21 protein-coding genes are annotated in these 24,147 nt (G+C 71.8%); 8 read left to right on the plus strand and 13 right to left on the minus strand.

Annotated features, from left to right (window positions below):
- Positions 1–15: 15 nt before the first annotated feature.
- The 4 genes from D0Z08_RS18780 to D0Z08_RS18795 are packed head-to-tail and all read right to left on the minus strand — an operon-like array spanning position 16 to position 2,767.
- Complete coding sequence (locus D0Z08_RS18780; RefSeq protein ID WP_118926792.1) at positions 16–1,101, minus strand: hypothetical protein; 1,086 nt, start codon at positions 1,099–1,101, stop codon at positions 16–18.
- Complete coding sequence (locus D0Z08_RS18785) at positions 1,098–1,616, minus strand: RNA polymerase sigma factor (RefSeq protein ID WP_118926793.1); 519 nt, start codon at positions 1,614–1,616, stop codon at positions 1,098–1,100. The genes D0Z08_RS18780 and D0Z08_RS18785 overlap by 4 nt, the downstream gene beginning before the upstream one ends.
- Positions 1,617–1,650: 34 nt before the next feature.
- Positions 1,651–2,214: a hypothetical protein gene (locus tag D0Z08_RS18790; protein WP_118926794.1), complete on the minus strand. Its 564-nt coding sequence runs from the start codon at positions 2,212–2,214 to the stop codon at positions 1,651–1,653.
- A gap of 40 nt (positions 2,215–2,254) precedes the next feature.
- Positions 2,255–2,767, minus strand: coding sequence for an SRPBCC family protein (locus D0Z08_RS18795; protein WP_220454254.1), 513 nt, complete (start codon positions 2,765–2,767; stop codon positions 2,255–2,257).
- 43 nt (positions 2,768–2,810) lie between these two features.
- Between D0Z08_RS18795 and D0Z08_RS18800 the strand changes: the two genes are divergently transcribed.
- Positions 2,811–3,428 (plus strand): acVLRF1 family peptidyl-tRNA hydrolase, encoded by a 618-nt coding sequence (locus D0Z08_RS18800; RefSeq protein WP_118926796.1) that lies wholly within the window; start codon positions 2,811–2,813, stop codon positions 3,426–3,428.
- Here the strand turns inward: D0Z08_RS18800 and D0Z08_RS18805 are convergent.
- A complete protein-coding gene (locus D0Z08_RS18805) occupies positions 3,425–4,177 on the minus strand; it encodes a hypothetical protein (protein WP_118926797.1) in 753 nt (250 codons plus the stop codon). The genes D0Z08_RS18800 and D0Z08_RS18805 overlap by 4 nt on opposite strands.
- Positions 4,178–4,204: 27 nt before the next feature.
- Positions 4,205–4,663 carry a GNAT family N-acetyltransferase gene (locus D0Z08_RS18810; protein ID WP_118926798.1) on the minus strand — a complete coding sequence of 153 codons (459 nt, stop codon included), beginning with the start codon at positions 4,661–4,663 and terminating at the stop codon, positions 4,205–4,207.
- Between the two features lie 66 nt (positions 4,664–4,729).
- Between D0Z08_RS18810 and D0Z08_RS18815 the strand changes: the two genes are divergently transcribed.
- Positions 4,730–5,629 (plus strand): phosphotransferase, encoded by a 900-nt coding sequence (locus tag D0Z08_RS18815; protein ID WP_118926799.1) that lies wholly within the window; start codon positions 4,730–4,732, stop codon positions 5,627–5,629.
- A gap of 41 nt (positions 5,630–5,670) precedes the next feature.
- Positions 5,671–6,612: an exonuclease/endonuclease/phosphatase family protein gene (locus tag D0Z08_RS18820; RefSeq protein ID WP_118926800.1), complete on the plus strand. Its 942-nt coding sequence runs from the start codon at positions 5,671–5,673 to the stop codon at positions 6,610–6,612.
- Positions 6,613–6,615: 3 nt separating this feature from the next.
- On the opposite strand, the gene ypfJ is transcribed toward D0Z08_RS18820, so the two are convergent.
- The gene (ypfJ, locus tag D0Z08_RS18825) at positions 6,616–7,590 is read right to left on the minus strand and encodes a KPN_02809 family neutral zinc metallopeptidase (protein WP_245994114.1); all 975 of its coding nucleotides are present in this window, start codon (positions 7,588–7,590) and stop codon (positions 6,616–6,618) included.
- A 67-nt stretch (positions 7,591–7,657) separates the two neighbouring features.
- Here ypfJ and D0Z08_RS18830 point away from each other — a divergent pair, with 67 nt between their 5' ends.
- Positions 7,658–9,256 (plus strand): ABC-F family ATP-binding cassette domain-containing protein, encoded by a 1,599-nt coding sequence (locus tag D0Z08_RS18830; protein ID WP_118926801.1) that lies wholly within the window; start codon positions 7,658–7,660, stop codon positions 9,254–9,256.
- 68 nt (positions 9,257–9,324) lie between these two features.
- On the opposite strand, the gene D0Z08_RS18835 is transcribed toward D0Z08_RS18830, so the two are convergent.
- The 4 genes from D0Z08_RS18835 to D0Z08_RS18850 form a co-directional block, all read right to left on the minus strand.
- The gene (locus D0Z08_RS18835; RefSeq protein WP_118926802.1) at positions 9,325–11,868 is read right to left on the minus strand and encodes an ABC transporter permease; all 2,544 of its coding nucleotides are present in this window, start codon (positions 11,866–11,868) and stop codon (positions 9,325–9,327) included.
- Position 11,869: 1 nt separating this feature from the next.
- Positions 11,870–12,643 carry an ABC transporter ATP-binding protein gene (locus D0Z08_RS18840; RefSeq protein ID WP_118926803.1) on the minus strand — a complete coding sequence of 258 codons (774 nt, stop codon included), beginning with the start codon at positions 12,641–12,643 and terminating at the stop codon, positions 11,870–11,872.
- A 62-nt stretch (positions 12,644–12,705) separates the two neighbouring features.
- The gene (locus D0Z08_RS18845; protein WP_118926804.1) at positions 12,706–13,821 is read right to left on the minus strand and encodes an S-adenosylmethionine:tRNA ribosyltransferase-isomerase; all 1,116 of its coding nucleotides are present in this window, start codon (positions 13,819–13,821) and stop codon (positions 12,706–12,708) included.
- Position 13,822: 1 nt separating this feature from the next.
- On the minus strand, positions 13,823–14,563 hold the full coding sequence (locus tag D0Z08_RS18850) for an SDR family NAD(P)-dependent oxidoreductase (RefSeq protein WP_118926805.1): 741 nt from the start codon (positions 14,561–14,563) through the stop codon (positions 13,823–13,825).
- A 113-nt stretch (positions 14,564–14,676) separates the two neighbouring features.
- Between D0Z08_RS18850 and D0Z08_RS18855 the strand changes: the two genes are divergently transcribed.
- The 4 genes from D0Z08_RS18855 (at position 14,677) to D0Z08_RS18870 (ending at position 20,977) form a co-directional block, all read left to right on the plus strand.
- Positions 14,677–16,404 (plus strand): glycoside hydrolase family 9 protein, encoded by a 1,728-nt coding sequence (locus tag D0Z08_RS18855; RefSeq protein WP_182481384.1) that lies wholly within the window; start codon positions 14,677–14,679, stop codon positions 16,402–16,404.
- A gap of 17 nt (positions 16,405–16,421) precedes the next feature.
- Positions 16,422–17,945 (plus strand): glycerol kinase GlpK, encoded by a 1,524-nt coding sequence (gene glpK / locus D0Z08_RS18860; RefSeq protein ID WP_118926807.1) that lies wholly within the window; start codon positions 16,422–16,424, stop codon positions 17,943–17,945.
- 79 nt (positions 17,946–18,024) lie between these two features.
- Entirely contained in the window at positions 18,025–19,194 is a 1,170-nt protein-coding gene (locus tag D0Z08_RS18865; protein ID WP_182481385.1) for an ATP-binding protein, read from the plus strand.
- Positions 19,195–19,222: 28 nt separating this feature from the next.
- A complete protein-coding gene (locus tag D0Z08_RS18870) occupies positions 19,223–20,977 on the plus strand; it encodes a glycerol-3-phosphate dehydrogenase/oxidase (RefSeq protein WP_118926809.1) in 1,755 nt (584 codons plus the stop codon).
- Between the two features lie 15 nt (positions 20,978–20,992).
- Here the strand turns inward: D0Z08_RS18870 and D0Z08_RS18875 are convergent, their stop codons facing one another.
- Entirely contained in the window at positions 20,993–22,108 is a 1,116-nt protein-coding gene (locus D0Z08_RS18875; RefSeq protein WP_118926810.1) for an alpha/beta hydrolase family protein, read from the minus strand.
- Positions 22,109–22,156: 48 nt separating this feature from the next.
- Positions 22,157–24,136, minus strand: coding sequence for a carboxypeptidase-like regulatory domain-containing protein (locus tag D0Z08_RS18880; protein WP_118926811.1), 1,980 nt, complete (start codon positions 24,134–24,136; stop codon positions 22,157–22,159).
- Positions 24,137–24,147 lie beyond the last annotated feature (11 nt).

The following is a 24,147-nucleotide window of genomic DNA, read 5'->3' on the forward strand; positions in this document are numbered from 1 at the left end:
CGAGCCCAGTCGAGCTCAGTCGAGCTCGGCGCCCGGTAGCGGCGGGTCGAACGTGAGGACCGTGTACGGCGCCTCGTGCTGGGTCTCGTCGCGCGGCCAGACCGCGGTCCCGACGTACTCCGTGCCGTCGAGCGTCAGCACCACCTCGTAGCTGAACGGCGCCGGCCCGAGGTCGGCGACCGCGGAGGGCTCGTTGTCCTGGAAGAACAGGCTCCCGCGGGCGAAGCAGTCGGCCTGTCGGTTGGCGCGCGGCGCGGTCAGCGTCATCGACCGGCCGTTGGCCGCCGTCGCGGTCACCTCGATGCTCGCCGTCTTCGGCTGCTCGGCGAGGTCCTGGACCGCCACCTCCAGCCCGTAGGACATGAGGTCGTCGCCATCGGCGTCCGTGACCAGCGCGATCGTGGCCCGCGGCGCGTCCAGAGGACCGTCGGCGGCGGTGGTCCACACGAAGCTGGTCACCACGTCACCCTCGGGTCCCCGGCCGAAGACGTCGACCCGGTAGCGGCCCTCCGCGTCCGCGGGGTCGATGTGGAACCACTGCTCGCCACCGGCGCTCGTCGGCACCGTCGTCTGGCGGGGGCAGTCGTCGCCGATCGGGATGAAGGTCGCGTCGAACGACCAGCCCGGCCGACCGAACCAGAAGTCGACGCCGTCGGCGACTCCGATGTCGGGAAGCTCGCTGATCTTGGCCGGGGACCCGTCGGCGCAGATGCCGCTGCTGATGCCCTTGTCGTCGGGCGGCCCGGTCCAGCAGGAGGTCCACGGCGCGACCTCGACGTCGCGCCCAGGGAGCCGGATCACGATCGGTGACGGGGAGTCCGTCCAGTCGTACGTCGGATCGGGCCGGCCGGTCGTCGTCGTGCCCGTCGGGCTCTGCGTGGCCGGTCCGGGGTCGGGTCCGGGACCCGGGTCCGGGCCGTTCGCCAGCACCGCGGGGACGCCGATGGCGACCGCGGCGACTGCGATGGCGGCCGCCCCGACCGCGAGCCGGGTGTTGCGGCGCCGCCGGCGGCGCTCGATCACGCCGCCGAACGGCGGCGTCTCGGCGGGCACGGCGTCGTCGACGAGGTCGGACAGCTGGCGGGTGAGGTCGTCGGTCATGACGCGCTCCCGTTGGTGTCGGAGGTGCTGAGCAGGGGAAGCAGCGCGGCGCGGGCGCGAGCGAGGCGGGACTTGACCGTGCCGGCAGGTACGCCGAGGGTGCGGGCGACGTCGTCGATGCTGAGGTCGTGGACGTGGTGCAGGAGGAGCACCGCGCGATGCTCGATCGACAGCTGCTGCAGCGCGCGATCCAGGTCGATTTGACCGGCATCGGCCGCAGCGGTCGTGCCGTCGCCCTGGAGGGCGGCGAGTCGCCGGTTGCCGGTGCGCGCGGTCGTGGAGCGCCGGCGCCTGCTGATCATCGCGCGCGTGGCGACCTGCCGCAGCCAGGCCTGCGGGTCGTCGTACGTCCGCACCTTGCGCCAGTTCTCGAGCAGCCGCACGAACGCGTCCTGGGCGACCTCCTCGGCGTCGGCCCGGTTGCCGCCGAGCACGGTGAGGTAGCCGATCAGCCGCGGACAGGCCGAGGCATAGATCTGGGCCACCTCGTCCGTCGGATCCGCGCGCACACCCATGACACGCGCCAGGCGGGTACCAGGTTCCCTCGGCTCAGCAGGCGTTGACGCTGTCCCACCTGCCGACCCGCCACTTGAAGGTGACGAAGACGTCGCCCTCGGGGCCGCTGCCGAACATGTCGACCTGGTAGGCGCCCGGACGCTCGGGGCGGGGGAGCCGGAACCAGCGCGGCCGCGGCTGGAGTGTTGCCACGTGCGATCGGCACGACTCGTCGTCCGGGCTGTTCAGGCTGGCGAACGACGCGTTGAACTCCCAGCCGGGACGCCCGAACCAGAACCGGGTCGCGCTGGCGCTGGTGAGGCGCTTCATCTCGTCACGCTCGGGCGGGATGCCGTCGACGCAGACCGTGACGGACTCCCCGTGCTCCTCCGGTGGCGCCTCCCAGCAGTAGGTCCAGGGCTTCAACCGGAGGAAGCTCTCGTCCGGCCGCTGCAACCACACCTTCGACGGCGTCTGGCTCCACGTGTAGTGGGGACCGGCCGGAGGCGTGTCGGAGAGTGCCGGTGCAGAGGGGAACAGGGTGGCCGCGAGGGTGGCGACGAGGGCGAGTGGTGCCCACAGGCGCCGGGGGACGTGGATGCGGCTTCGAGTTCTCATGCCGGGTACGACGCCCGCCGCTGATGATCGGTTCCGGTTCTCAGGACCCGGTCGTGACGGCGTACCGCTCGTCGGTGTAGCGCCGCAGCCTCTTCAGGAACCAGCGGAAGGTCAGGTTCATGACCGGCTTCCCCAGGGGCATCACGTGGCGCGACGGACCGGCGACGTCGAGCGCGAGAGTCCAGGTGAGTCGGCAGCCCTCGGGAGTCGGCTCGACGTCGTACCTCTCGGCGAACGCCTGCACGGTCTTCTCTGACGACGCGTTGAACCGGAACGCCATCCGGGTCGGCGGCTCCCACAGCAAGAACTCCTCGTCGCCGACCAGGCCGCCGCGCATGTCGACCACGCGGGTGGTCCCGACCCCGCGCGGCTCCGGGCTGGTCCAGGTCACCTTCGTGATCACCTTCGCCCAGTGCGGCCAGGACTCGGCGTCGGCGAGCACCTCGAAGAGCTGTTCGGGAGTGATCGCGAGGTCGACGCTGTTGCGGTAGCGGTACCGCGCGGTGTCGACGAAGTCGACGTCGACCAGCCGGCAGGGGTGCATCTCAGACATGGGACAAGACTAGAACAAGTTCTACTGAGTAGCGTCGGGTCTCGTGACCCGGATCCTGGTGCCGCGCGAGCGCCTCACGCGCTGGGTGGAGAACTTCGGGGCCCGCCACGGCGAGGCCGCGCTGGTCGTCGCAGGCGGGGCGCTTCGCGGCGACGCGGCGGACGGGTCCTGGTTCGCCGCGCGGCTCCCGTTCGACCGGTCGTACGACGACGCGGCCGAGGTCGCTGCCTTCGTCGCGGCCGCAGGCCCGCCGGACGCCTGGGGTGCGCTGTTGGTCCGCAAGGGCGGGTTCGCGGTGGCGCGGCTGGCGGGGGAGCGGCTGGCCGAGTCGAAGGTCGGCCAGCGCCACGTCCAAGGACGGACCAAGGCGGGCGGCCAGTCCCAGCAGCGGTTCGCCCGGCGCCGCGACAACCAGGCGCGGGAGGCGTACGGCGCCGCGGCCGACCACGCCGCGCGGATCCTGGCCGGCCTCCGGGGACCGCTCGTCACCGGGGGCGACCGGGCAGCCGTCGAGGCTGTGCTGGCCGACCCGCGGCTGGCGGGGCTGCCCGTGGTCGGCCCGTGGCTCGCCGTACCCGATCCGCGGCGGGCCGTTCTCGACGCCGCGATCCACGAGGCGCAGGCGGTGCCGATCGAGGTCGAGAACGCTCCGGTCGGCTAGTTCGCGAGCGCCTTGGCGAACGCGGTGGTGGCGATCTCGATCGGAGTCGGGAGCGTCGAGGTGTCGGCACCGTCGGCGACCACGAACGTGTTGGCCATCACGATCCGGCCGGCGAGCGTTGCGACCAGCACGCCGCTGAACCCTTCGCCGGTGATGTCCCACGACGTGCTGGTGCCGATCCCGCTGGCGCCGTTGACCTCGGCGGTGACGTCGGTCGGCTGGCCGATCGTCGCGGTGGAGCCGTCCTCCGCGGTGGCGGTCGTGCAGTCGAGGCCCGCGGAGCCGATGGTGAAGGCCTGGCTGGCCTCCTCCTCGGTCGCGTAGATCGCGATCTCCTCCTCCATCGAGGCGTTGCCGTCCGCGGTGTTGATCTCGACCCCGGCCTCGACGGAAGGCGGGATCTGCACGTCCACGGGAGTCGCCGACTGGTCGCACGGCGGGGGAGAGTCCTCGTTGGTCCACGAGCCGAGCACGAGGCCGGGCGCCACCTCCTCGGGCGTGAGGAGCGCGGCCTCGACCTGCTCCTGGGTGATGTCGCCGGTCGGGTCCATCGGGGTCACCGAGGTCTCGACGGTCTCGGTCGGAGAGGTCGACTCGGTCGGGCTCTCGGAGGTCGTGGTCTCCGAGGTCGCCTCGGTGGTGGGGTCGTCGTCGGAGCCGGAGTCCTTGTCGTCGTCCTCCCCGCCGCAGGCGGCCAGGAGGGTCAGGGTCAGCAGGGTCGCGACAACGGCGATGCGAGGAGTGCGCATGGCGAGGACGCTACTGGATCCGCCGGGTCAGGGGAGCGTCCTTGTGAGGAAAGCACTGTGCGGATCGAGGACGTACGACGCGAACGGCCCGCACTCGGCGAACCCTCGGGACACGTAGAGCGCCCGGGCCGGTGCGAAGAACTCCTGGGTGCCGGTCTCCAGGCTCAGCCGTGCGTAGCCGCGCTCCTGCGCCGTACCGAGGACGTGGTCGAGGAGTCGGCCGGCGACGCCGCGCCGCCGGGCTGCGGCCGCCGTCCGCATCGACTTGATCTCGGCATGCCGGGTGTCGAGCTCCTTGAGCGCAGCGCACCCGAGCAGGACGCCGTCGTCCCGCAGCGTCCAGAACGTCAGGTCGGGCCCGACCAGTGCCGTCGGGTCGAGGGCGTGCACGCTCTCGGGCGGTGACGTCGCCCGCATGTCGGCGAGGTGCTCCTCGAGCAGCGCCACGACGTCCGGGCGCAGGGGGTCGTCGGTCCCGATCAGCATGCGGGCAAGTCTGGCGGATGGCTCGGGTCCCGTGGAGCAGGCCCCTGATCGGCTAGTTTGCGGTTCATGTGGCAGCCCGAGCCCGACTGGGTGGAGCTCCCGTCCGGCACCGGGACGTCCACCGTCGGACTCTGGCGTACGGCGCTCGGGGGCCGGCCCGTCGTCGTGAAGCGGCTCGCGGCACCCCAGCCGGGCGACCCGGCGGCGCTCCGCGACGTCGGCCACAGCGGCTACTGGCGTCGCGAGGCGGACGTCATCATCACCGGGCTCGTCGACGCGACCCCAGGCCTGCGCGGCGCCCCCGCGTCCGCGGAGGAGGACCCGGAGGGCATCACCATCGTGCGCGACTGGGTCGAGGATGCTGCCTCCAGCGGCCTGTTCCTCGCTCTGTGCATGGGGCGGTTCGCGGCCGCCGAGCTCCCACGACCGAAGTTCCTCGCCCGGCACCTGATGCGCGACCGGATCGACCGGGTCGCCCGACGGGGCGGCTGGCCGACCCTCGACCGCACGACCGTCGCCGACGTCGCCGACCATCTCTGGCGCCGCCGCGGTGCGATGCTCGACCTGCTCGACGCCCTGCCGCAGGTCCCCCAGCACGGCGACCCGACCGGCGCGAACCTGCCCGGGCGGGTCGACGACGACGCGGTCGCCATCGACTGGGCCACGGTCGGCACCGGTCCGGTCGGCGGCGACCTCGGCTACCTGTCCCTCTCCTCACGGGAGGGGTTCGAGCCGCTCCTGGACGCCTACCTGCTCGGTCACCCGGGGGCGGACCGCGACCAGGCAGTGCTCGGCGCGCAGATCGTCGCGGTCTACACCGCACTCAGCCGGGCCGAGTGGGCGCTGGCACGGGCGGCGACGGGGGAGGGCGCCCTGGCGTCGAAGTACCGGCACCCCGCGGTCGCACCGCACCTGCGCGCGCTGCAGCGCCAGTTCCCGCACATCGAGGCGTTGCTCCAGCTCTAGGTGACGACGGCTCCCGACCAGCAGCCGTCTACCTTTGCGCCATGATCCGTCGCCTGGCCGTGCTCGTCGTGTGCGGTCTCGCGCTTGCCGGCTGCTCCGACCCCGCCGACTCCTCGACGACGGACGACGATCCCGCGGGCGAGCCGCGGCCCAGGCCGGTGGCCGCGTTGCCCGGACGGGTGGTCGACACGCTCGGCGTCGCCTCGTTCAACGTCTACCGGCACCTGGGCCGCAAGGACGCCATGGCCGACGCGCTGCGGTTGACCAGCGAGGACCAGGTCGACGTCATCGGCTGGCAGGAGACGCGGGCCGACTACTTCCCGGAGGTGAAGCAGCGGATCGAGCGGCGCGGGTGGGACACCTGGCAGCTCTGGGAGCCGGACGGACCCTTCTGGTTGGCCGTGTCGTGGCGCCGCGACCTCTTCTCGCTCGTCGACGGGTCCTGGAACGAGGCGCACGGTGGCGGCGGACCGGACCGCACCGACTCCCCGTTCCCGCCGCGCGGGTGGATCGTCGTCACGCTGCGCCACCGCGAGAGCGGCCGGCTCCTCACCGTCGTCGACACCCACCTCAACCAGGCGATCGAGACGGGTGACCAGTTCCAGGACACGCTCAACGCGGACTACGCCAAGGAGCACCTGCGGCTGCTGGCCGACGTCTGGGACGAGGTGCCCGGCGACCTGGTCGTCGGCACGGGCGACTACAACTTCGACTTCCGCGACGACTTCGCGGCCCGGCCGGAGGGCGGCATCTGGGACACGCAGCACGAGCACGCGAACTCGTCGTACCAGGTCCTCGGGCTGGACGGCGTCGAGCCGAGCCGCAGCTCACGCTGGATCGACTACGTCTTCATCGCCAACCAGGACCTCCGGGTCAAGGCGAAGGACGCCGGGAGCGGGCAGTTCGTGCAGCACCAGACGCTCGACGGCTACGAGTCCGACCACCGGCCGCTCCTGGCGAAGATCCGGTGGTACGACCGCTGACGGTCAGCCTTCGCCGAGGACCTCGTCCTCCGACGCCGCGAACGTGTCGCACTCGTCGAGGGAGCCCTCTTCGTAGCCGACCATGAACCAGTGCTTGCGCTGGGCCGAGGAGCCGTGGGTCCAGGACTCCTCGGTGACCTGGCCCTGGGTCTTGCGCTGGATGTAGTCGTCACCGACGGTCGAGGCAGCCTCGAGCGCGAGGTCGATGTCCTCCTGCGAGAGGTCGAGCAGGAGGACCTCGCCCGCCTCGTCCTCGGTCTCCGTCGCATGGTGGGCCCAGAGGCCCGCGTAGCAGTCGGCCTGGAGCTCCAGCCGGACGCCGGGGGACGTCGGGCCGGTCTCCTGGGTGCGGACCTTGCCCATGAAGCCGAGGAGGTTCGAGATGTGGTGCCCGTACTCGTGGGCGAGCACGTAGTACTCGACGAATCCTCCGTCGGGCCCTCCGAGCTGCTGCTCGAGCACCTGGTCGAAGAAGGTGGTGTCGTAATAGATCGTCTCGTCCGCCGGGCAGTAGAACGGGCCAACCGATGAGTCGGCGCCGCCGCAGGCGGTGCTGACCGAGCCGGTGAAGGTGATCAGTGCCTCTTCCGGTCGGAAGTCGCTGCCGAGCTCGGTGTCCCAGTAGTTCGTGAGGGAGTTCTCGATCGCGACCCGGCCGCAGTTCTGCGGATCCTCGTTGGCGTCCTCACCGGTCTCACAGTGGTCGTAGCGACCGCTGTCCTTGGCGTCGCCCAAACGGGCGGGGGAGTAGGCCGCGCTGCCGGACGTCCCGCCCCCACCGAGCAGGTCGACGCCGGTGCACTGGGTGATGATCACGAGGACGATGATCAGGATGAGGCCGCCGATTCCCCCCTTGCCACCGATGCCGCCGGGGATCGGGAGGCGCATGCCGGAGCCGCCCCCCATGCCGCCGCCACTGCCGCCGACATCGCGGACGCGAGACCTGTCGAGCCGAGCCTTCGGATTGAATCGCACCACGGCAGCACCCTAGGGGATCGTCCCGTTTGGGCCGCTGTGTCCGCTCCGTGGGAGACTGAGCCACGTCATGATCACGGTTCACCAGCTCGAGGTCAGAGCCGGTGCCCGGCTTCTGATGGAGGACGTCACCTTCCGCGTGGCCGCGGGCGACAAGGTCGGCCTGGTCGGCCGCAACGGCGCCGGCAAGACCACGCTCACGAAGATCCTCGCCGGCGAGGCACTGCCGGCCGGAGGCTCGGTGACCGCGGGCGGTGAGGTCGGCTACCTGCCGCAGGATCCACGCACGGGTGACCCCGACCAGCTCGCCCGCGACCGGATCCTGTCCGCGCGTGGCCTCGACGACGTCGTACGACGACTCCGGGCGGCCGAGATCGAGATGGGCAGTGACGACCCGACGGTGCGGGAGCGGGCGATGCGGCGCTACGAGCGCGCCGACGCCGAGCTGCACGCCGGAGGTGGGTACTCCGCGGAGTCGGAGGCGGCGACCATCGCCCACAGCCTCGGCATCACCGACCGGCTGCTCGGTCAGGAGCTCAAGACGCTCTCCGGCGGCCAGCGGCGCCGGGTCGAGCTGGCCCGGATCCTCTTCTCCGACGCGGAGACCCTGCTCCTGGACGAGCCCACCAACCACCTCGACGCCGACTCGATCGTGTGGCTGCGGGACTTCCTCAAGGCGTTCAGCGGCGGCCTGGTCGTGATCAGCCACGACACCGACCTCCTGGAGACCACGGTCAACCGGGTGCTGCACCTCGACGCCAACCGAGCGGCCATCGACACCTACAACATGGGGTGGAGGGCCTACCTGCAGCAGCGGGAGACCGACGAGAAGCGGCGCAAGCGCGAGCGCACGAACGCCGAGGCCAAGGCGAAGACGCTCACCGACCAGGCCAACAAGATGCGGGCCAAGGCCACCAAGGCGCAGGCCGCGCAGTCGATGCTCAAGCGCGCCGAGCGGATGCTCGCCGGTGTCGAGGCCGAGCGCCAGTCGGACAAGGTGGCGCGGATCGCGTTCCCCAAGCCGGCTCCCTGCGGCAAGACGCCGCTCACGGCCGCCGAGCTGTCGAAGTCGTACGGCTCGCTGGAGGTCTTCACCGACGTCGACCTGGCCATCGACAAGGGGTCACGCGTGGTCATCCTCGGCCTCAACGGCGCGGGCAAGACCACGCTGCTGCGGATCCTCGCCGGCATCGACAAGGCCGACACCGGCGAGGTCGTCCCCGGCCACGGGCTGAAGCTGGGCTACTACGCGCAGGAGCACGAGACCCTCGACGTCAGCCGCACCGTGCTCGAGAACATGCAGTCGGCAGCGCCGCAGCTCACCGACACCGAGGCCCGCTCGGTCCTGGGCTCGTTCCTCTTCTCCGGCGAGGACGCGCACAAGCCGGCCGGCGTGCTGTCCGGTGGCGAGAAGACCCGGCTCGCGCTGGCCAGCCTCGTCGTCTCGGCCGCCAACGTGCTGCTGCTCGACGAGCCCACGAACAACCTCGACCCCGCCTCTCGCGAGGAGGTGCTGGCCGCGATCCGCTCCTACGAGGGCGCGATCGTGCTGGTCACCCACGACGAGGGCGCCGTCCACGCGCTCGAGCCCGACCGGGTCCTGATCCTCCCCGACGGCGTCGAGGACCTCTGGAACGTCGACTACGCCGACCTCGTCGCGCTCGCCTGACATGCGTCGTACCTGAAGTTTCGGCCCCGAATTCCGCGGAAGAGGGGCCGAAACTTCAGGTACGACGGTCACTCCTCGGCGATCGCCTCGAGCACGTTCATCCTGGACGCCCGGATCGAGGGGATGACGGCGGCGAGGACGCCGACGACGACCGCGATCACGAGGAACACCACCAGCTGGGTGATGGGCAGGGCAAGACTGCTCAGTTCGCTCTTGAGGGTCTCGCGCAGCGTCACGCCGATCACGAGCCCGAGACCCAGGCCGAGCACCGCACCCAGCAGGGCGATCGCCACCGACTCGAGGGTGATCATCCGTCGCAGCCGGCGCCGGCTCATGCCGATCGCGCGCAGCAGCCCCACCTCACGGGTCCGCTCGATGACGCTCAGGCCAAGCGTGTTCACGATGCCGAAGACGGCGATCACGATCGCCAGGGCGAGCAGCCCGTAGATGATGTAGAGCAGCTGGTTGACCTGGTCGCGGATCGAGTCGCTGAAGCCCTCCTTGTCGTAGACGGCGACGATCGGTACGTCGGAGGCCGCCTCGTCCAGGTCGTCCTTCACGGCCTCGGGGTTCGCGCCGTCGGCCAGCAGGATGCTGATCGACGAGTCCTGCCGGGTCAGCCCGGCCTCCGCGAGCTGGTCGATCGGCACGTTGATCGGTGCCGTCACCTCGGAGGACTCCACGATCCCGACGACGTCGACCTCGAGCTTCGTGCCGCCGGGGAAGGAGAGCTCCAGCGGATCGCCCAGCCCGAGGTCGTGCTCCTCGGCGAAGTCGTCGAACACGACCGCTTCGGCGCCCTGCGCGTCGGTCGTGCCCTCGACCACGTCGAGGTCGTAGACGTCGTCGAACTGGTCGTCGTTGCCGGCGACGGACTCGGTCTTGCCGTCGTACTTGGCGCCGACCCATTGCTGTCGGCTGAGGACCGACACCCCGTCGACGTCCTCGAGAGCATCGCCGACCGTCGTGGAGAACGGCATGTACGCCACGCTCTGCACCAGGTAGTCGGCCGTGAACTCGTCGTCGACGAGGTCGTCGATCGACTTGTTCATCGACGCGGCGAGCACGCCGATCGTCGACACCAGCGCGAGCCCGATCATCAGGGCCGACGCGGTGGCGCCCGTGCGGCGGGGGTCGCGCAGGGCGTTCTCGCCCGCGAGCCGGCCCGAGGTCCCGAACAGCCGGCCGAACAGGGCGCGGCAGGCGAGGAGCACGGGCTTGCCGATGATGGGGCTGATCACTGCGACGGTGAGGATCCAGATGACGCCGGCGATGCCGACCCAGAGCGCGTCAGGGCCGGGGGCACCCACCACACCCCAGGCAGCGAGCGCCGCACCGACGACCAGGAGCGCGCCACCGATGGTCGCGCGACGGCCGAGTGGTGCGGGTGCGTGGGGTGCCTCCGCCCGCATCGCCGCGACCGGAGCGACCCGCCCGGCCCGCCGCGAGGGGACGTAGGCGGCGACCATCGTGACGACCACGCCGACGGCGTAGCTGACGATGACGGCGGTCGCGGTCAGGTCGAGGGCGTTGCCGGCGATGTCGAGACCGATCGCGCGGAACAGCGCCGCCAGGCCTCGGGCCAGCACCCAGCCGAGACCGATGCCGAGCGTCGAGGCGAGGAAGGACAGCACCAGCGCCTCGAACAGGACTGAGCGGGTGACCTGCTCCCGTGCGGCGCCGAGCGCGCGCATGAGGGCGAGCTCGCGCGAGCGCTGCGCGACCAGGATCGTGAACGTGTTGAGGATGATGAAGCCGCCGACGAGGACGGCGATGCCGGCGAAGACGATCAGGAAGATGTTGATGATGCCCAGGAACTCGCCGATGGCGGCCTGGGACTCGTCGGCGACCTTGTCGCCGGTGGCCGCCTCGAAGTCGTCGGGGATCACTTCCTCGGCCGCGTCGGCGAGCTCCTTCTGCGACACCCCGTCCGCGGCGGTGAGGCTGACGCGGTTGTAGACGTCGTTGCCGTTGAGGAACAGCTTCTGCGCGGCCTCGGTGGAGAAGATCAGCAGGGTCGCGCCGGCGGTGCCGCCACCGTTGAACTCGGCAGTGCCGACGAGCGTGGCGGTCTGCTCGATCTCGCCGTACGGCGCCAGCAGCTGCACCTCGTCGCCGAGCTCGTAGTCGCCGTTCTCGGCGGCAGCGGTGTCGAGGACGACCTCGTCCGTGCCCTCCGGCCAGTGACCCGTGTCGAGCTCGAGGATCGACCCGCCCTCCATGTTGGGACCGTCGTGGTAGTTGAACGCCAGCGTCGGCGCGCCGGTGCCGCCCACCAGCGTGCCGTCGGACGCGAGCAGGTTCATCCCGAACCCGGCGATGTCGCCGTCCGCGCGGTCGACCTCGGGCAGCGCCTCGAGATCGGCGATCACCTTGGGCGTCACCACGTTCTCCGGCGTGCCCGAGTAGCCCGCGTCGAACTCGGCGAAGTCCTTCGCCCGGACCACTCCGTCGGGGGTCGAGCCGTAGATGATCCCGTCGAACGTGGACGACAGGCCGTTGCTGAACACCAGCACGCCGGAGAGGAACGCGACGCCGAGCACGATCGACAGCCCGCTCATGACGAGCCGGACCTTCCGCGCAAGCAGGTTGCGCAGGGTCAGCTTGAACATCTCACGCGACCCCGCGGCGTTCCGCGGCCAGCGTCTGGAGCGCGGTCATGTGCTCGAGGATCTGCTCGCGCTCCGGGTTGCTGATCTCGTCGACGACCAGGCCGTCGGCAAGGAAGACCACCCGGTCGCAGTACGACGCCGCGACCGGGTCATGGGTCACCATCACCACGGTCTGGCCGAACTCGTCGACACTGCGCCGCAGGAACGAGAGGACCTCGGCGCCCGACGTGCTGTCGAGGTTGCCCGTCGGCTCGTCGGCGAAGACGATCGACGGCTTGCTGGCCAGCGCGCGGGCGCAGGCGACCCGCTGCTGCTGGCCGCCCGACATCTCGCTCGGTCGGTGGCTCAGCCGGTCCCGGAGGCCGACGGCGTCGACCACGGTGTCGAACCACGCCTGGTCGGGCTTCGTGCCGGCCAGGTTGAGGGGGAGCAGGATGTTCTCCCGTGCGGTCAGGGTCGGGATCAGGTTGAACGCCTGGAAGACGAACCCGATCCGCTCCCGACGCAGCGTCGTGAGTGCCTTGTCGCTCAGGCCGGAGAGCGAGGTGCCGTCGACCTCGATGGTGCCCGAGGTCGGGGTGTCGAGGGCAGCGAGGCAGTGCATCAGGGTCGACTTGCCGGAGCCGGAGGGGCCCATGATCGCGGTGAACTTCCTGGCTGCGAGATCGACGGTGACGCCGGCTAGGGCGTGGACTTCCGACTGTCCGGAGCCGTAGACCTTGCGGAGGTCGACGGCACGCGCGGCAACAGGCGGGCGATGGGGGGCGCTCGTCATGCCATCACCCTGCCCGATCAGTGGTGATGCCGCATCGGGATATCCCCTGAGAAGCCCCTGGCTCATCTCGGGGTGGGAAGCAGCAGCGCGGAGTCGCCGAACTCGTGCCACAGGTAGCGTGCGTCCACGGCTGCCGCGTAGGCCCGTTGCGTCAGCTCCGCGCCGGCCACCGCCTCCACCAGCAGCAGGTGCGAGGCCTCGGGGTCGTGCCACCCGGTGATCAGGCCGTCGACGATGCGCGGTGGGTCCGCCGGCGTCACCACCCGGGAGGTCCAGCCGCGGGCCGGGACCAGCCTGCTGCCGTCCCGCTCGGGCTCGACCGCGGACTCGAGGGCCCGGGTGACGGTGGTGCCGACCGCGATCACCCGGCCGCCACCTGCCCGCGCCGCATTGACCACCGCAGCGGTGGTGGCGGTGACCTCGAACCGCTCGGCCTGTGGCGCCTCGCCGGCCTCCTGTGAAGACACGCCGGTGTGCAGCGTGACCGGGGCGACCATCACCCCACCGGCGACCAGCCGGGTCACCAGCTCGCTCGTGAACGGCCGCCCGGCCGACGGCATCTCGGCGCTGCCCGGCCGGTGCCCGAACACGGTCTGGTAGTCGCTGAGCGGGTAGCGGTCGGCCAGGTAGCCGTAGGAGATCGGGCGCCCGTAGCGGCGCGCTGCCGCGGCCAGGTCGCCCTCGGCCTCTGCCCGCCACAGCCGGTTGCCGGTGCCGGTCGGGGAATTCACCAACGACACTGAGTGTGCCGAGGTCGACTCGACCGAGATGGACGGCGCGACGAGGCGCAGCCGGGCCACGCCCGCAGCGACCTCGAGCACGTCGCCGACCTCGGCGTCGAGCACCGCGCGATCGGCATCGGGCGCCCGTCGTACCTCCACGACCCAGGTGTCATCCGGGAGCGGGATCGCGAGGTGGACGACCACCGGGCCGTGCCGGTCCGACAGTGCGTCCAGCTGGGCGGCGACCGTCGCCGAGTCGTTGACGACGACGACGTCGCCCGGGCGGAGGTGCTCGGTGAGATGGGTGAACCGGGTGTGGGTCAGCCCGCGGTCGGCGTCGGCGACCAGCAGCCGAACCCGGTCCCGGGCGACGCCCCGTCGCTCCGCCGGCGCCGGGGCGAACACGCTCCGCGGCGCCGCGAAGCTGGTCGCGGGGCGCTCGTCCAGGAGTGGCATGTCAGGCCCCCGCCCGCTCGGCGAGCCTGAGGCCGTTGCGCAGTGCCGGAAAGTCGGCGGCCCGGTAGCGGCCCGACGGTGGGCGGCTCGCCAGCAGCGCGAGCAGGTGCGGCACCACGGTCTCCGGGAGCGGCCGGTCCGAGATGTCCTCGCCCGGGAACCAGTCCTGGTGCATCTGGGTGCGCATGTCACCGGGGTCGACGGCGTACGCCGTGATCGCGTCGTTCTCGGCGGCGAACGTCAGCGTGATGTGGTCGAGCCCCGCCTTCGAGGCGCTGTAGAGGCCCCAGCCGGCGTAGTGCTCGACCGCGGCGTCGGACGAGATCGACAGCAGCACGCCGTTCGACGCGGCGAGCACCGGGAGCATCAGGGAGGTCAGCACGAGCGGAGCGCCGACGTTGCTGCGCCAGACGTACTGGAGGTCCTCGGGCGTGGTGTCGGCGAGCAGCCGGTGTCGAGTCTCCCCGCTGATCGGGCCCAGGGCACTGGCGTTGTGGACGAGCAGGTCCAGCCGGCCGAGGTCGGTGACCGCCGCCAGGAGTGCGTCGCGGTGCCCGGCGGCGGTGACGTCGCCGGGGATCGCGGTGATGCGCTCCGCCCCGGGAAGCTCGCGGAGGAGGTCGAGGCGGGCGGCGTCACGGCCGTCCGTGACGACCTGCCAGCCCTGGTCGGCGAGAGCGGCCACCAGAGCGCGGCCGAGTCCGGCGCTGCCGCCGGTGATGAGTGCAGTCTTCGAGTTCATGCCTCAATCCTGAAACTTCAAGTGAAGTTGAAGTCAACCCCTTCCGTGGGCGAGCTCGGCGAACGTCGCAATACATCGAACGGATCATGCGCATCGACGCTGAGGAGGGCAGCATGGGGAGCATGACCCGGCGTCTCCCCACGACCTCCGTGCTGGGCCTGGTCCTGCTTGTGCTCGTCGGGTGCACGGAGCCGGCGCAGCGGACATCGGTCGAGACCGAGGCCGTCGAGGCGGCGGCCGCCGCGTCTCCCGTGATCCGGGTGCCGCTGGTCGCCGAGCCGGGAGAGGTGCCACCCGCGGTCGTGGCGGCGGACACGTCCCTGGCCGACACGACGTACACCGTCGTGGACGTGAACGGTGGCGCGGTCGTCGGCACCGGGAGCCTCGAGCTGCTGACCGGTCCGGCGAACCCGTGGGACCACGCCGCGCTGGCGGACCTCTCGGCGATCACCGAGCCCGGCGTCTACCGGGTCGTCGTGGACGGGGAGACCTCGAGCGTGATCGAGGTCGGCGACCACCTCTACCGCGGTGTCCTCGGCGGGACGCTCGCGATCTTCGACGCCAACGCCGACGGCGACGAGCCGTCCGGTTGGCACGAACCGAGCCACCTCCACGACCGGCGGTCCCGCATCGCGAACGGGCCGCACCGGGGCGAGCGGATCGACGTCGAGGGCGGGTGGATGGACGCCGGCGACCAGCTCAAGTTCACGGGAACCACGGCGTACGCGACCCTGATGCTCGAGATCGCCGCCGCCAACCAGCCGGCCCAGGTCGCGGCTCTCACGGAGTCGGCCTCCATCGGCGTCCGGTGGCTGCGCAAGGCGCATCCCCGTCGCGAGGTGTTCGTCGCCCAGGTCGGGCACACCGATGCCGATCACAACGCCGGCTTCCGGGACCCGACCGTCGACGACGAGAGCGACGACCCCCGGCGCAGCCGGCGTCCGTCGTACGTCCTCACGCCGCGGACGGGTGGGTCCGACGTCGCCGCGATCACCGCGGCGGCGCTCGCCAACGCGGCGATGCGGCTCGGGCCCGAGCGGCGGTCCCGGCTGGTCGGCCGGGCGCGGGCGTGGCTGGCGGAGGCGGTGGCGCTCGGTGGGGTGTGGCGCAACTGCTGCTACCAGCAGGACAGCTGGCGGGACGACGTGGCGGTCGCCCGGGCGGCGCTGTGGCGCGTGACCGGCCGGCGGTCGGACGCCGACGCCGCGCTTGCGTCCCTCCGACGGGCCACTGCGAACGGCGAGATGAACTGGCTGGTCGGCGCCGACAGCTACGAGATGTCCGCCATCGCAGCGGCCGAGCTGTGCGGCGTGCTGCGGCCCGGCGACGCGCCCGCCCGTGCCGCCGTACGACGACCCGCCTGCCGGATCCTTCGCGCCGGCGGGGAGGCGTGGGCCGCTGTCGTCGCCTCGGAGACCGCGTTCGGGCGAGCCGGCTGGGCCCAGTGGGGCTCCGTCCGGCAGAGCGAGTCCGGTGCGTCGGTGCTTGCGCTCGCGGCGCGCGCCGGACTGGACACCGCACAGGACGCGCTCGACCGGGCGACCGGGTGGTTCCTCGGCGTCAACCCCTGGGGGCTGCGCTGGCAGGTCGTGGCCGGCGGCGTCGAGAACCCCTATCACTGGGTGCAGGCCGTCGGCCTGGACCTGCCCGGCGCGGTCGTCGGAGGCCCCGCGCCGCTGGCCGATATCAACGACAACCGCGGGGCCGACCTGGTGCTGGGGGAGTTCGACACCCCGCGGCAGACCTACCGCGACCTGGCGGACGACTACGTGATGAACGAGGTCGGGATCGGCTACTCCGCGCCCGCCGCGCTGCATTTCGCCCTGATCTCACCGGACTGACGTGCCAGAGTGTGCCCGTGGCGGATTACGTTGGGGCCATCGACCAGGGCACGACGAGCACCCGGTTCATGGTGTTCGACCATGACGGCGCGGAGGTGGTGCGCCACCAGCTCGAGCACGAGCAGGTCCTGCCGCGGGCCGGCTGGGTCGAGCACAACCCGGTCGAGATCTGGGAGCGGACGTCGGCCGTCGTGCAGACCGCGCTCGGCAAGGCCCGGCTCGCGCCGGGTGACCTCGCCGCGGTCGGCATCACCAACCAGCGGGAGACCACGTTCGTCTGGGACCGGCGCACCGGACGCCCGCTGCACAACGCGATCGTGTGGCAGGACACCCGCACCGACGCGATCGCGGCTGCGCTGGACAAGGACGGCCGCGGCGACGTGATCCGGCATCGCGCGGGACTGCCGCCGGCGACGTACTTCGCCGGAGGCAAGCTGCAATGGATCCTCGAGAACGTCGACGGTGTGCGCGCGGCGGCGGAGCGCGGCGACGCCCTCTTCGGTACGGCGGACACGTGGCTGTTGTGGCACCTGACCGGCGGCACCGACGGCGGGGCGCACGTCACCGATGTCACCAATGCCAGCCGCACCATGCTGATGGACCTGGAGACCCTCGACTGGGACGACGAGCTGCTGGGCTTCTTCGGCGTCCCGCGGTCGATGCTGCCGGAGATCCGCGAGTCCTCGGCCTCGGCCGCGGCCGGCCCGTTCGGGGTCACCCGCGCCAACGGGCCGTTCGGGGGCGAGGTGCCGCTCACCGGGATCCTCGGCGACCAGCAGGCCGCCACCGTCGGCCAGGTCTGCTTCGCGCCCGGCGAGGCCAAGAACACCTACGGCACCGGCAACTTCATGCTGCTCAACACCGGCACCGAGATCGTCCGCTCGAAGGCAGGCCTGCTCACGACACCGGCCTACCGCCTCGGCGACGAGCCCTGCGTCTACGCGCTCGAGGGCTCGATCGCGGTGACCGGCTCGGCGGTCCAGTGGCTGCGCGACCAGCTCGGCATCATCAGCGGCGCCGCGGAGTCCGAGGCGCTTGCGCGGCAGGTCGAGGACAACGGCGGCGTCTACTTCGTGCCTGCGTTCTCGGGACTGTTCGCGCCGTACTGGCGCTCCGACGCGCGCGGCGCCATCGTCGGGCTCTCGCGCTTCAACACCAACGCGCACCTGGCCCGGGCGACGCTCGAGGCGATCTGCTACCAGTCCCGCGACGTCGTCGAGGCGATGACCGCGGACTCCGGTGTCGAGCTGGAGGTCCTGAAGGTCGACGGTGGGGTGACCGCCAACCAGCTGTGCATGCAGATCCAGGCCGACGTGCTCGGCGTGCCGGTGAGCCGGCCCGTCGTACCGGAGACCACGGCGCTCGGCGCCGCGTACGCCGCCGGCCTGTCGGTCGGCTTCTGGGCGGACACCGACGAGCTGCGCCAGAACTGGCGCGAGGACACCCGCTGGGAGCCGACCTGGGACGAGAGCCAGCGCGACGAGGGCTACCGACGCTGGAAGAAGGCCGTCGAGCGCACCCTCGATTGGGTCGACGTGTGACTGCTATAACGTGCTATAAGCATTCCAGATTGCTATAGCTGCTCGAACGTGCACGCGTCCGACCCAGGGAAGGGGCTCCGTGGCCGAGCGTGAGGAGAACCCCTACCGCCCGGGGTTCAACCAGCCGCCGCTGGTGTTCGCCGGCCGCGCCGATGTCCTCGACGGGGCCGCTGAGGCGCTCGACATCGCGGCGTACGACGGCCGGACGCCGCGCCCGTTGATCCTGCTCGGGCCGCGGGGTGTCGGGAAGACGGTGACCCTCGGCGAGATCTCTGCCCTGGCCGCGGAGCGGCACGGGTGGCCGACCGTCCACGTCGAGGCGAAGCTGGCGGGTCCGTTCCTGTCCGACCTCACGGCCGGCCTGCACGGGGCAGGTCGCCTGCTCGCCGGAGCCGATCTCGACCGGCGCAAGAGCCGGATCCGGGTCACCGGGGGGAAGGTCGAGGCGCGGGCGTTCGGCGTGGGCGGCGAGCTCCAGTTCGACGCGGAGCGACCGGAGGGACCGGCGCCGAACCTCGGAGCGACGCTCGCCGAGACGATGCGGATCGCCATCGAGCGCTCGGCGGGGCTGGTGCTCACCGTCGACGAGCTGCAGAACGCCGAGCCGGGCGATGTCTCGATGCTGTTCGGCGTGATCCAGGAGTACGTGCCCAACGGTTGGCCGCTGGTCATCGCACTCGCCGCACTCCCCACCCTGCGGGAGAATCGGGGCCGCAGGCGGCTGCCGACGTACCTCGAGCGTGCCGAGTGGCACGACCTCGACACGTTGCCGCCGACCGAGGCGCGGCAAGCCCTGGTGGGTCCGGCGCAACAGGCCGGGCGGCCGATGACGCCCGGGGCCGCCGATGCCCTGCTCGGCCACGCGGGCGGCTATCCCTACGCGATCCAGGTCGCCGGTCACTTCGCGTGGCGCGCCTCGCACGGGAGTCGCGCCATCGGCGTCGACCACGCGCGAGCCGCCGTACCGAAGATCGAGGCGGACCTCGCGCAGCTGTTCCGGTCGCGGTGGGACGATGCCAGCCCGCGCGAGCAGGAGTACCTCCGGGCGATGGCCGCGGTGGCCGGGCGCGGGGAAGTCCCGCGCGGCGGTCCGGTGGCCGCCGAGCTGGGCGCCCCGGTGACGAGCGTGTCGTACCTGCGCGCGAGACTGCTCCGGAAGGGCACCATCTACCGCGAGGCAGGCGGTGCCCTCCACTTCATCACCCCCGGCATGGGTGCGTGGATCCGCGCGCGCGATCGGGAAGACTGACCGGACCCACCAGCATTCTGGAGGACAGATGACGCCGGCCGCACTCTCCCCACGCGCCCGTACGGCCGCGCTCAAACGCCTCTCCACCCAGCACTTCGACGTGCTCGTCATCGGCGCCGGCGTCGTCGGCTCCGGGTGCGCGCTGGACGCCGCCACCCGCGGGCTCAAGGTCGGGCTCGTCGAGGCGCGCGACTTCGCCTCGGGCACGTCCAGCCGCAGCTCGAAGCTGATCCACGGCGGCCTCCGCTACCTGGAGATGCTCGACTTCCGGCTCGTGGCCGAGGCGCTGAAGGAGCGTGGCCTGCTCATGCAGCGCCTCGCGCCGCACCTGGTCCGGCCGGTGCCGTTCCTCTACCCGCTCACCGGCCGCGGCTGGGAGCGGTGGTACGCCGGCTCCGGCGTCGCGATGTACGACGCGCTGGCCAAGGCCAGTGGCTACGGCGACGGCACGCCGCTGCACCGGCACCTGACCCGGCGCGGCGCCCGCAAGGCGTTCCCCTCCCTGCGCAAGGACGCGCTGGTCGGTGCGATCAAGTACTACGACGCCCAGGTCGACGACGCCCGGCACACCATGTTCCTGGCGCGCACCGCCGCGACGTACGGCGCCGCGGTCGCCAGCCGCACCCGCGTGCTCGGGCTGATCAAGGAGAGCGAGCGCGTGGTCGGCGCCGAGGTGATCGACCTCGAGACCGGCAACCGGTTCGAGATCCGCGCCTCGCAGGTCATCAACGCCACCGGCGTGTGGACCGACGAGACCCAGGCGATGGCGCGCGAGCGGGGCCAGTTCAACGTCCGCGCGAGCAAGGGCATTCACCTGGTCGTGCCGCGCGACCGGATCCGCGGCGAGACCGGGTTGATCCTGCGCACGGAGAAGTCCGTCCTCTTCGTGATCCCGTGGAAGCGGCACTGGATCATCGGCACCACCGACACCGACTGGGAGCTCTCCAAGGACCACCCGGCCGCGAGCTCCATCGACATCGACTACCTGCTCGAGCACGTCAACAGCGTGCTGGAGGTGCCGCTGACCCGCGACGACGTCGAGGGCGTCTACGCGGGACTCCGGCCGCTCCTGCGCGGCGAGGACGCCGCGACGTCCAAGCTGTCCCGCGAGCACGCGGTCGCTCACTCGGTGCCCGGCCTGGTGGTGGTCGCCGGCGGCAAGTACACGACGTACCGGGTGATGGCCGCCGACGCCGTCGACGAGGCCGTGCACGGACTCGAGACCACGCTCGGCAAGACCGTCGGGCCGTGCGTGACCGAGCAGATCCCGCTGGTGGGCGCCGACGGCTTCCACGCGCTGTGGAACCAGCGCCGCATGCTCGCCGCCCAGTCCGGACTGGCGATCAACCGCGTCGAGCACCTGCTCGAGCGCTACGGGTCACTGGTGCTGGAGGTCCTCGACCTCATCGCGGCGGAGCCCGACCTGGCCGAGCCGCTGCCCGGCGCCGAGGACTACCTCCAGGCCGAGGCGGTCTACGCGGTCACGCACGAGGGCGCGCGCCACCTCGACGACGTCCTCACCCGCCGGCTCCGGGTCTCGATCGAGACGTTCGACCGCGGCGTGGCGGCGGCGCCGTACGTCGCCGACCTGGGCGGTGGCTACCTGGGTTGGGACGCCGCGCAGCGGGCCCGCGAGGTCGAGCACTACCTCAAGCGCGTGGAGGCCGAGCGCGAGAGCCAGCGGCAGCCGGACGACCACACCGCCGACGCCGCCCGCAAGGGCGCCCCGGACGTGGTGCCGGTTTCCCACGTAGCCGAAGGCTTACCGGACGTCGTTCCCTGATCGCTGGCGGACTGGCTACGGGCTCGTCCAACCGTGGGCCATGCCCGGCTCGACGGCGTGGCGCTTGATGTGGGGCTGCGTCTGCAGGTCGTAGTGAGTGCCCGGCAGGTGCATGAAGCCGATCGAGTGCCCGGCCCGCCGCACGCGACGTACCTCGGACCGCACCTTGGTGAGCGGGAACTGCTTGTCGGCGTCGTGGGCGAGGTGGAGGACTGGGAACCTCCAGCGTGCGGCGGCGAGCGACGAGGCCGGCCGCGACTCGCTCCTTCGGAACGGGGCGGCGTTGACGGCGATGACGCCGGCGATCAGCCTCGCGTGGTAGAACGCGGTCCGGTACGCCAGGACGCCGCCGATCGAGTATCCGCCGAGGACGATCCGGTCGGACCGGACGTCGAAGTGAGCGACGACGCTCTCGATGGTCCGCAGGATCCGAGCGACGCCGGCATCGCCGAGCTCACCCGGTTTCCAGCACGCGCCGTCCGCGCCGTCCGGGGCGATGGTGACGTAGTGCTCGTCGTACCGGTCGACGGCCACCCGGACGGCAGACGAGCTGCCCTGTGCGCACCCGTGCAGCCAGATCAGTACGGCGAACGGCCCGTTGATCGCGTCGTTGGGCTCGTGTGCCCAGTAGGTGCCCGTCCGGTCGGTGTAGTCGAAGACGCTGCCGGAGGGGTGGTCGATCGGCGCGCACCCCGGCCGGTCGCAGAGGCTGGTGCCGACCCGGACCCTGCCGAGGTCGCGACAGTTGTTGCCCTCCGCGCGCTCGGCCACACGACCCGGACGGTCCGCGCAGGCCACCACCGTGTAGGTGCCGGCGCGCACCGAGGCGACCGTGCCCTCGGCCCGGACGGTGCGCACCCGCCCGGTCCCGATGCGGGGGACCCGGACCACGGCGAGCCCGATCCAGCGCGCCCCGTCGCGGAGACCCAGCGTCGCGCGGCTCGGCGGCGCCTCGGCGCGCTGCGCCCCGACGCGGAACTCCGCGCGCACGAGTGGGCCGGACTTCGCGAAACTGCCGGACCGGACGGTCAGGTCGGTGCGGGCCATGGCTTCGGCGGCCTCGCCAGGCGGCACGACCAACGTCAACGCCACCGCGGTGACGAGCGCGACAAGACACCGCGAGACCCCCATGACCGCAGGCTAAGGGGGCGCGACCGTCGAGACCATGGCCCGAACGGGTCAGGGCGGCGGAGGACCCGTGACCAGGTCCGCCGGCAGCGTGGTCGTCAGGCCGCGCGTCACCGAGACGTCGTCCGCGTTGCGGGGGTGTGCGGTCGTGCGCGTCGGCGACGCCGCGTCGTAGAACAACCCGACCCCGGCGCCGCTGCACCGCTCGCTGACCAGCACGAGGTACGGCGCCGTGCTGAGGCCGCCGATCGAGAACGCCCCGCTCGCATCGGTCCGGGCCAACCGCACTGCGAGCGTCCCGCCGCGGCCGAGCGCCTTGACCAGGCAGCCGGCGACCGGGGCGCCGGTGCCGTCGACGAGCCGGCCGGTGATCGCGCCACCCGGGTCGAGCGTCCCGCCGATCCCGGTCACGATGTCGCCGTTCACCGGCACCGGGGTCGCGCCGGCGAGCCCGGCGCTGTCGAGGCGGTTGCGGTACCACTCGGCCGCCAGGGACGTCGTGGCCCGGTCCCGGTGGATCCCGATCCGGTAGACGCCCGCCGGAAGCTCACGGATCCGGTAGAAGCCGGTGGCGTTCGTCATCAGGCTGAGGGCGAGCCGGTCCGAGGCGGTGTAGAGATCGACACGCACGGGGCCGGACGCACCGTTGACGGTCCCGCGGATCTCGCCGGCGCGGTTGGTCCTGATGTCGACGCCGTCGGTCGTCGCACCGGCGACGACCGCGACCGGGATCCCGCCCTGCGCTGTCGGGCTGTCGCCCACGCAGGTGCGGGGGAACGCGGGCACGAACTCGGGCTCGGCGTGTTCCACGCAGACGACGTAGCTGCCGGTGGGCAGCGAGCCGATCCGGTAGGTCCAGTCGCTGCCGATGCCCGTCGGCACCGCCTCACCGGTCGAGACTCCCACCCAGGACCCGTCGACCTCGCGCCATGCCGTCACGTTGGGGTAGCCCTGGGCCCCGAGGTAGACCTCCGGCAGGGTCCCGGTCACGAACCCGGCGGGTCCGGGCGCGAGGTTGACGTTGCCCTTGTACTGGCCGGTGGCCAGCACGATGTCCGTCGCTCCCGAGGCGGTGGAACCAGTACGCCAACAGGTGGTGACGATGTCGAACCCGACGACGCAGACGCGGTAGGTGTCGGCGTCGAGACCGGTGACCCGGTAGCTGCCGTCGGCGGCGACGCCGGCGTATGCGACCTGCTCCCACCCGGCGTTGCGGAACCGGTGGGTGACGATGGTGAGCGACTCGGTCGAGCCGCGCGGCCGGGTGACGGTCCCGGAGATGTTGGCCCGCCGTGCGAGCCTGAAGTAGATCGCCGGGCGGGTCCCGGGAGGTACGACGAGCTCGGTCGCCTCCGTCAGGGTGGCGACGTTGTCCCAGCACTCGGGCTGGTACTCCCGCGGCACGTCGGCCAGGCAGAACCGGTAGGTCCCGGGGTCGAGGTCATCGATGACGAACGAACCGTCGGAGGCGATGCTCTGTTGGCCCCAGACAGCGGTCCAGTTGCCGTCGGGGCCCCGGCGGTACGGCATGACGTAGGCCGAGACGCCGATCCCCCCAGCACCGGCGACTCGCCCCCGAACCTGGCTCTCCCGAGGAAGCACAGGGTTGATCGTCGTCGTACCGCCCTCGCTGATCGCGATGTCGGTGCCGCCGAAGACGTCCAAGCCGTCCGACCAGCACCGTCGTCCGGTGAAGTCGTCCGACTCGAAGCCGAGCTTGTGGAAGCACGCCCGATAGCTCCCGGCCGGAAGCGCGACCGTGAACTCACCGACCGGCAGGCCGGAGTCCCAGGACGTCACCGTCTTCGACGTCTCGAGCTGCCAGGTGTCTCCTGAGGCGGCCTTGTAGACGTCGACCTGGAAGTACTCGACCGGTGAGCCGCTCGGCCCGGTGAGGGTGCCGCGCAAGGTACCGCCCGCGGCCTGCGCCGGCGCCGCCGCGAGGAACGGCGGAAGCAGGGACAGGAGTAGCGCCAGCACGAGAGCGACGCCCGAGATCGACGCCCGGCCGGCCCGGAGGCCGCGGGACATAGCGGTCACAG

Origin of the sequence: Nocardioides immobilis (genome assembly GCF_003515065.1) — a bacterium.
Classification (GTDB): domain Bacteria; phylum Actinomycetota; class Actinomycetes; order Propionibacteriales; family Nocardioidaceae; genus Nocardioides; species Nocardioides immobilis.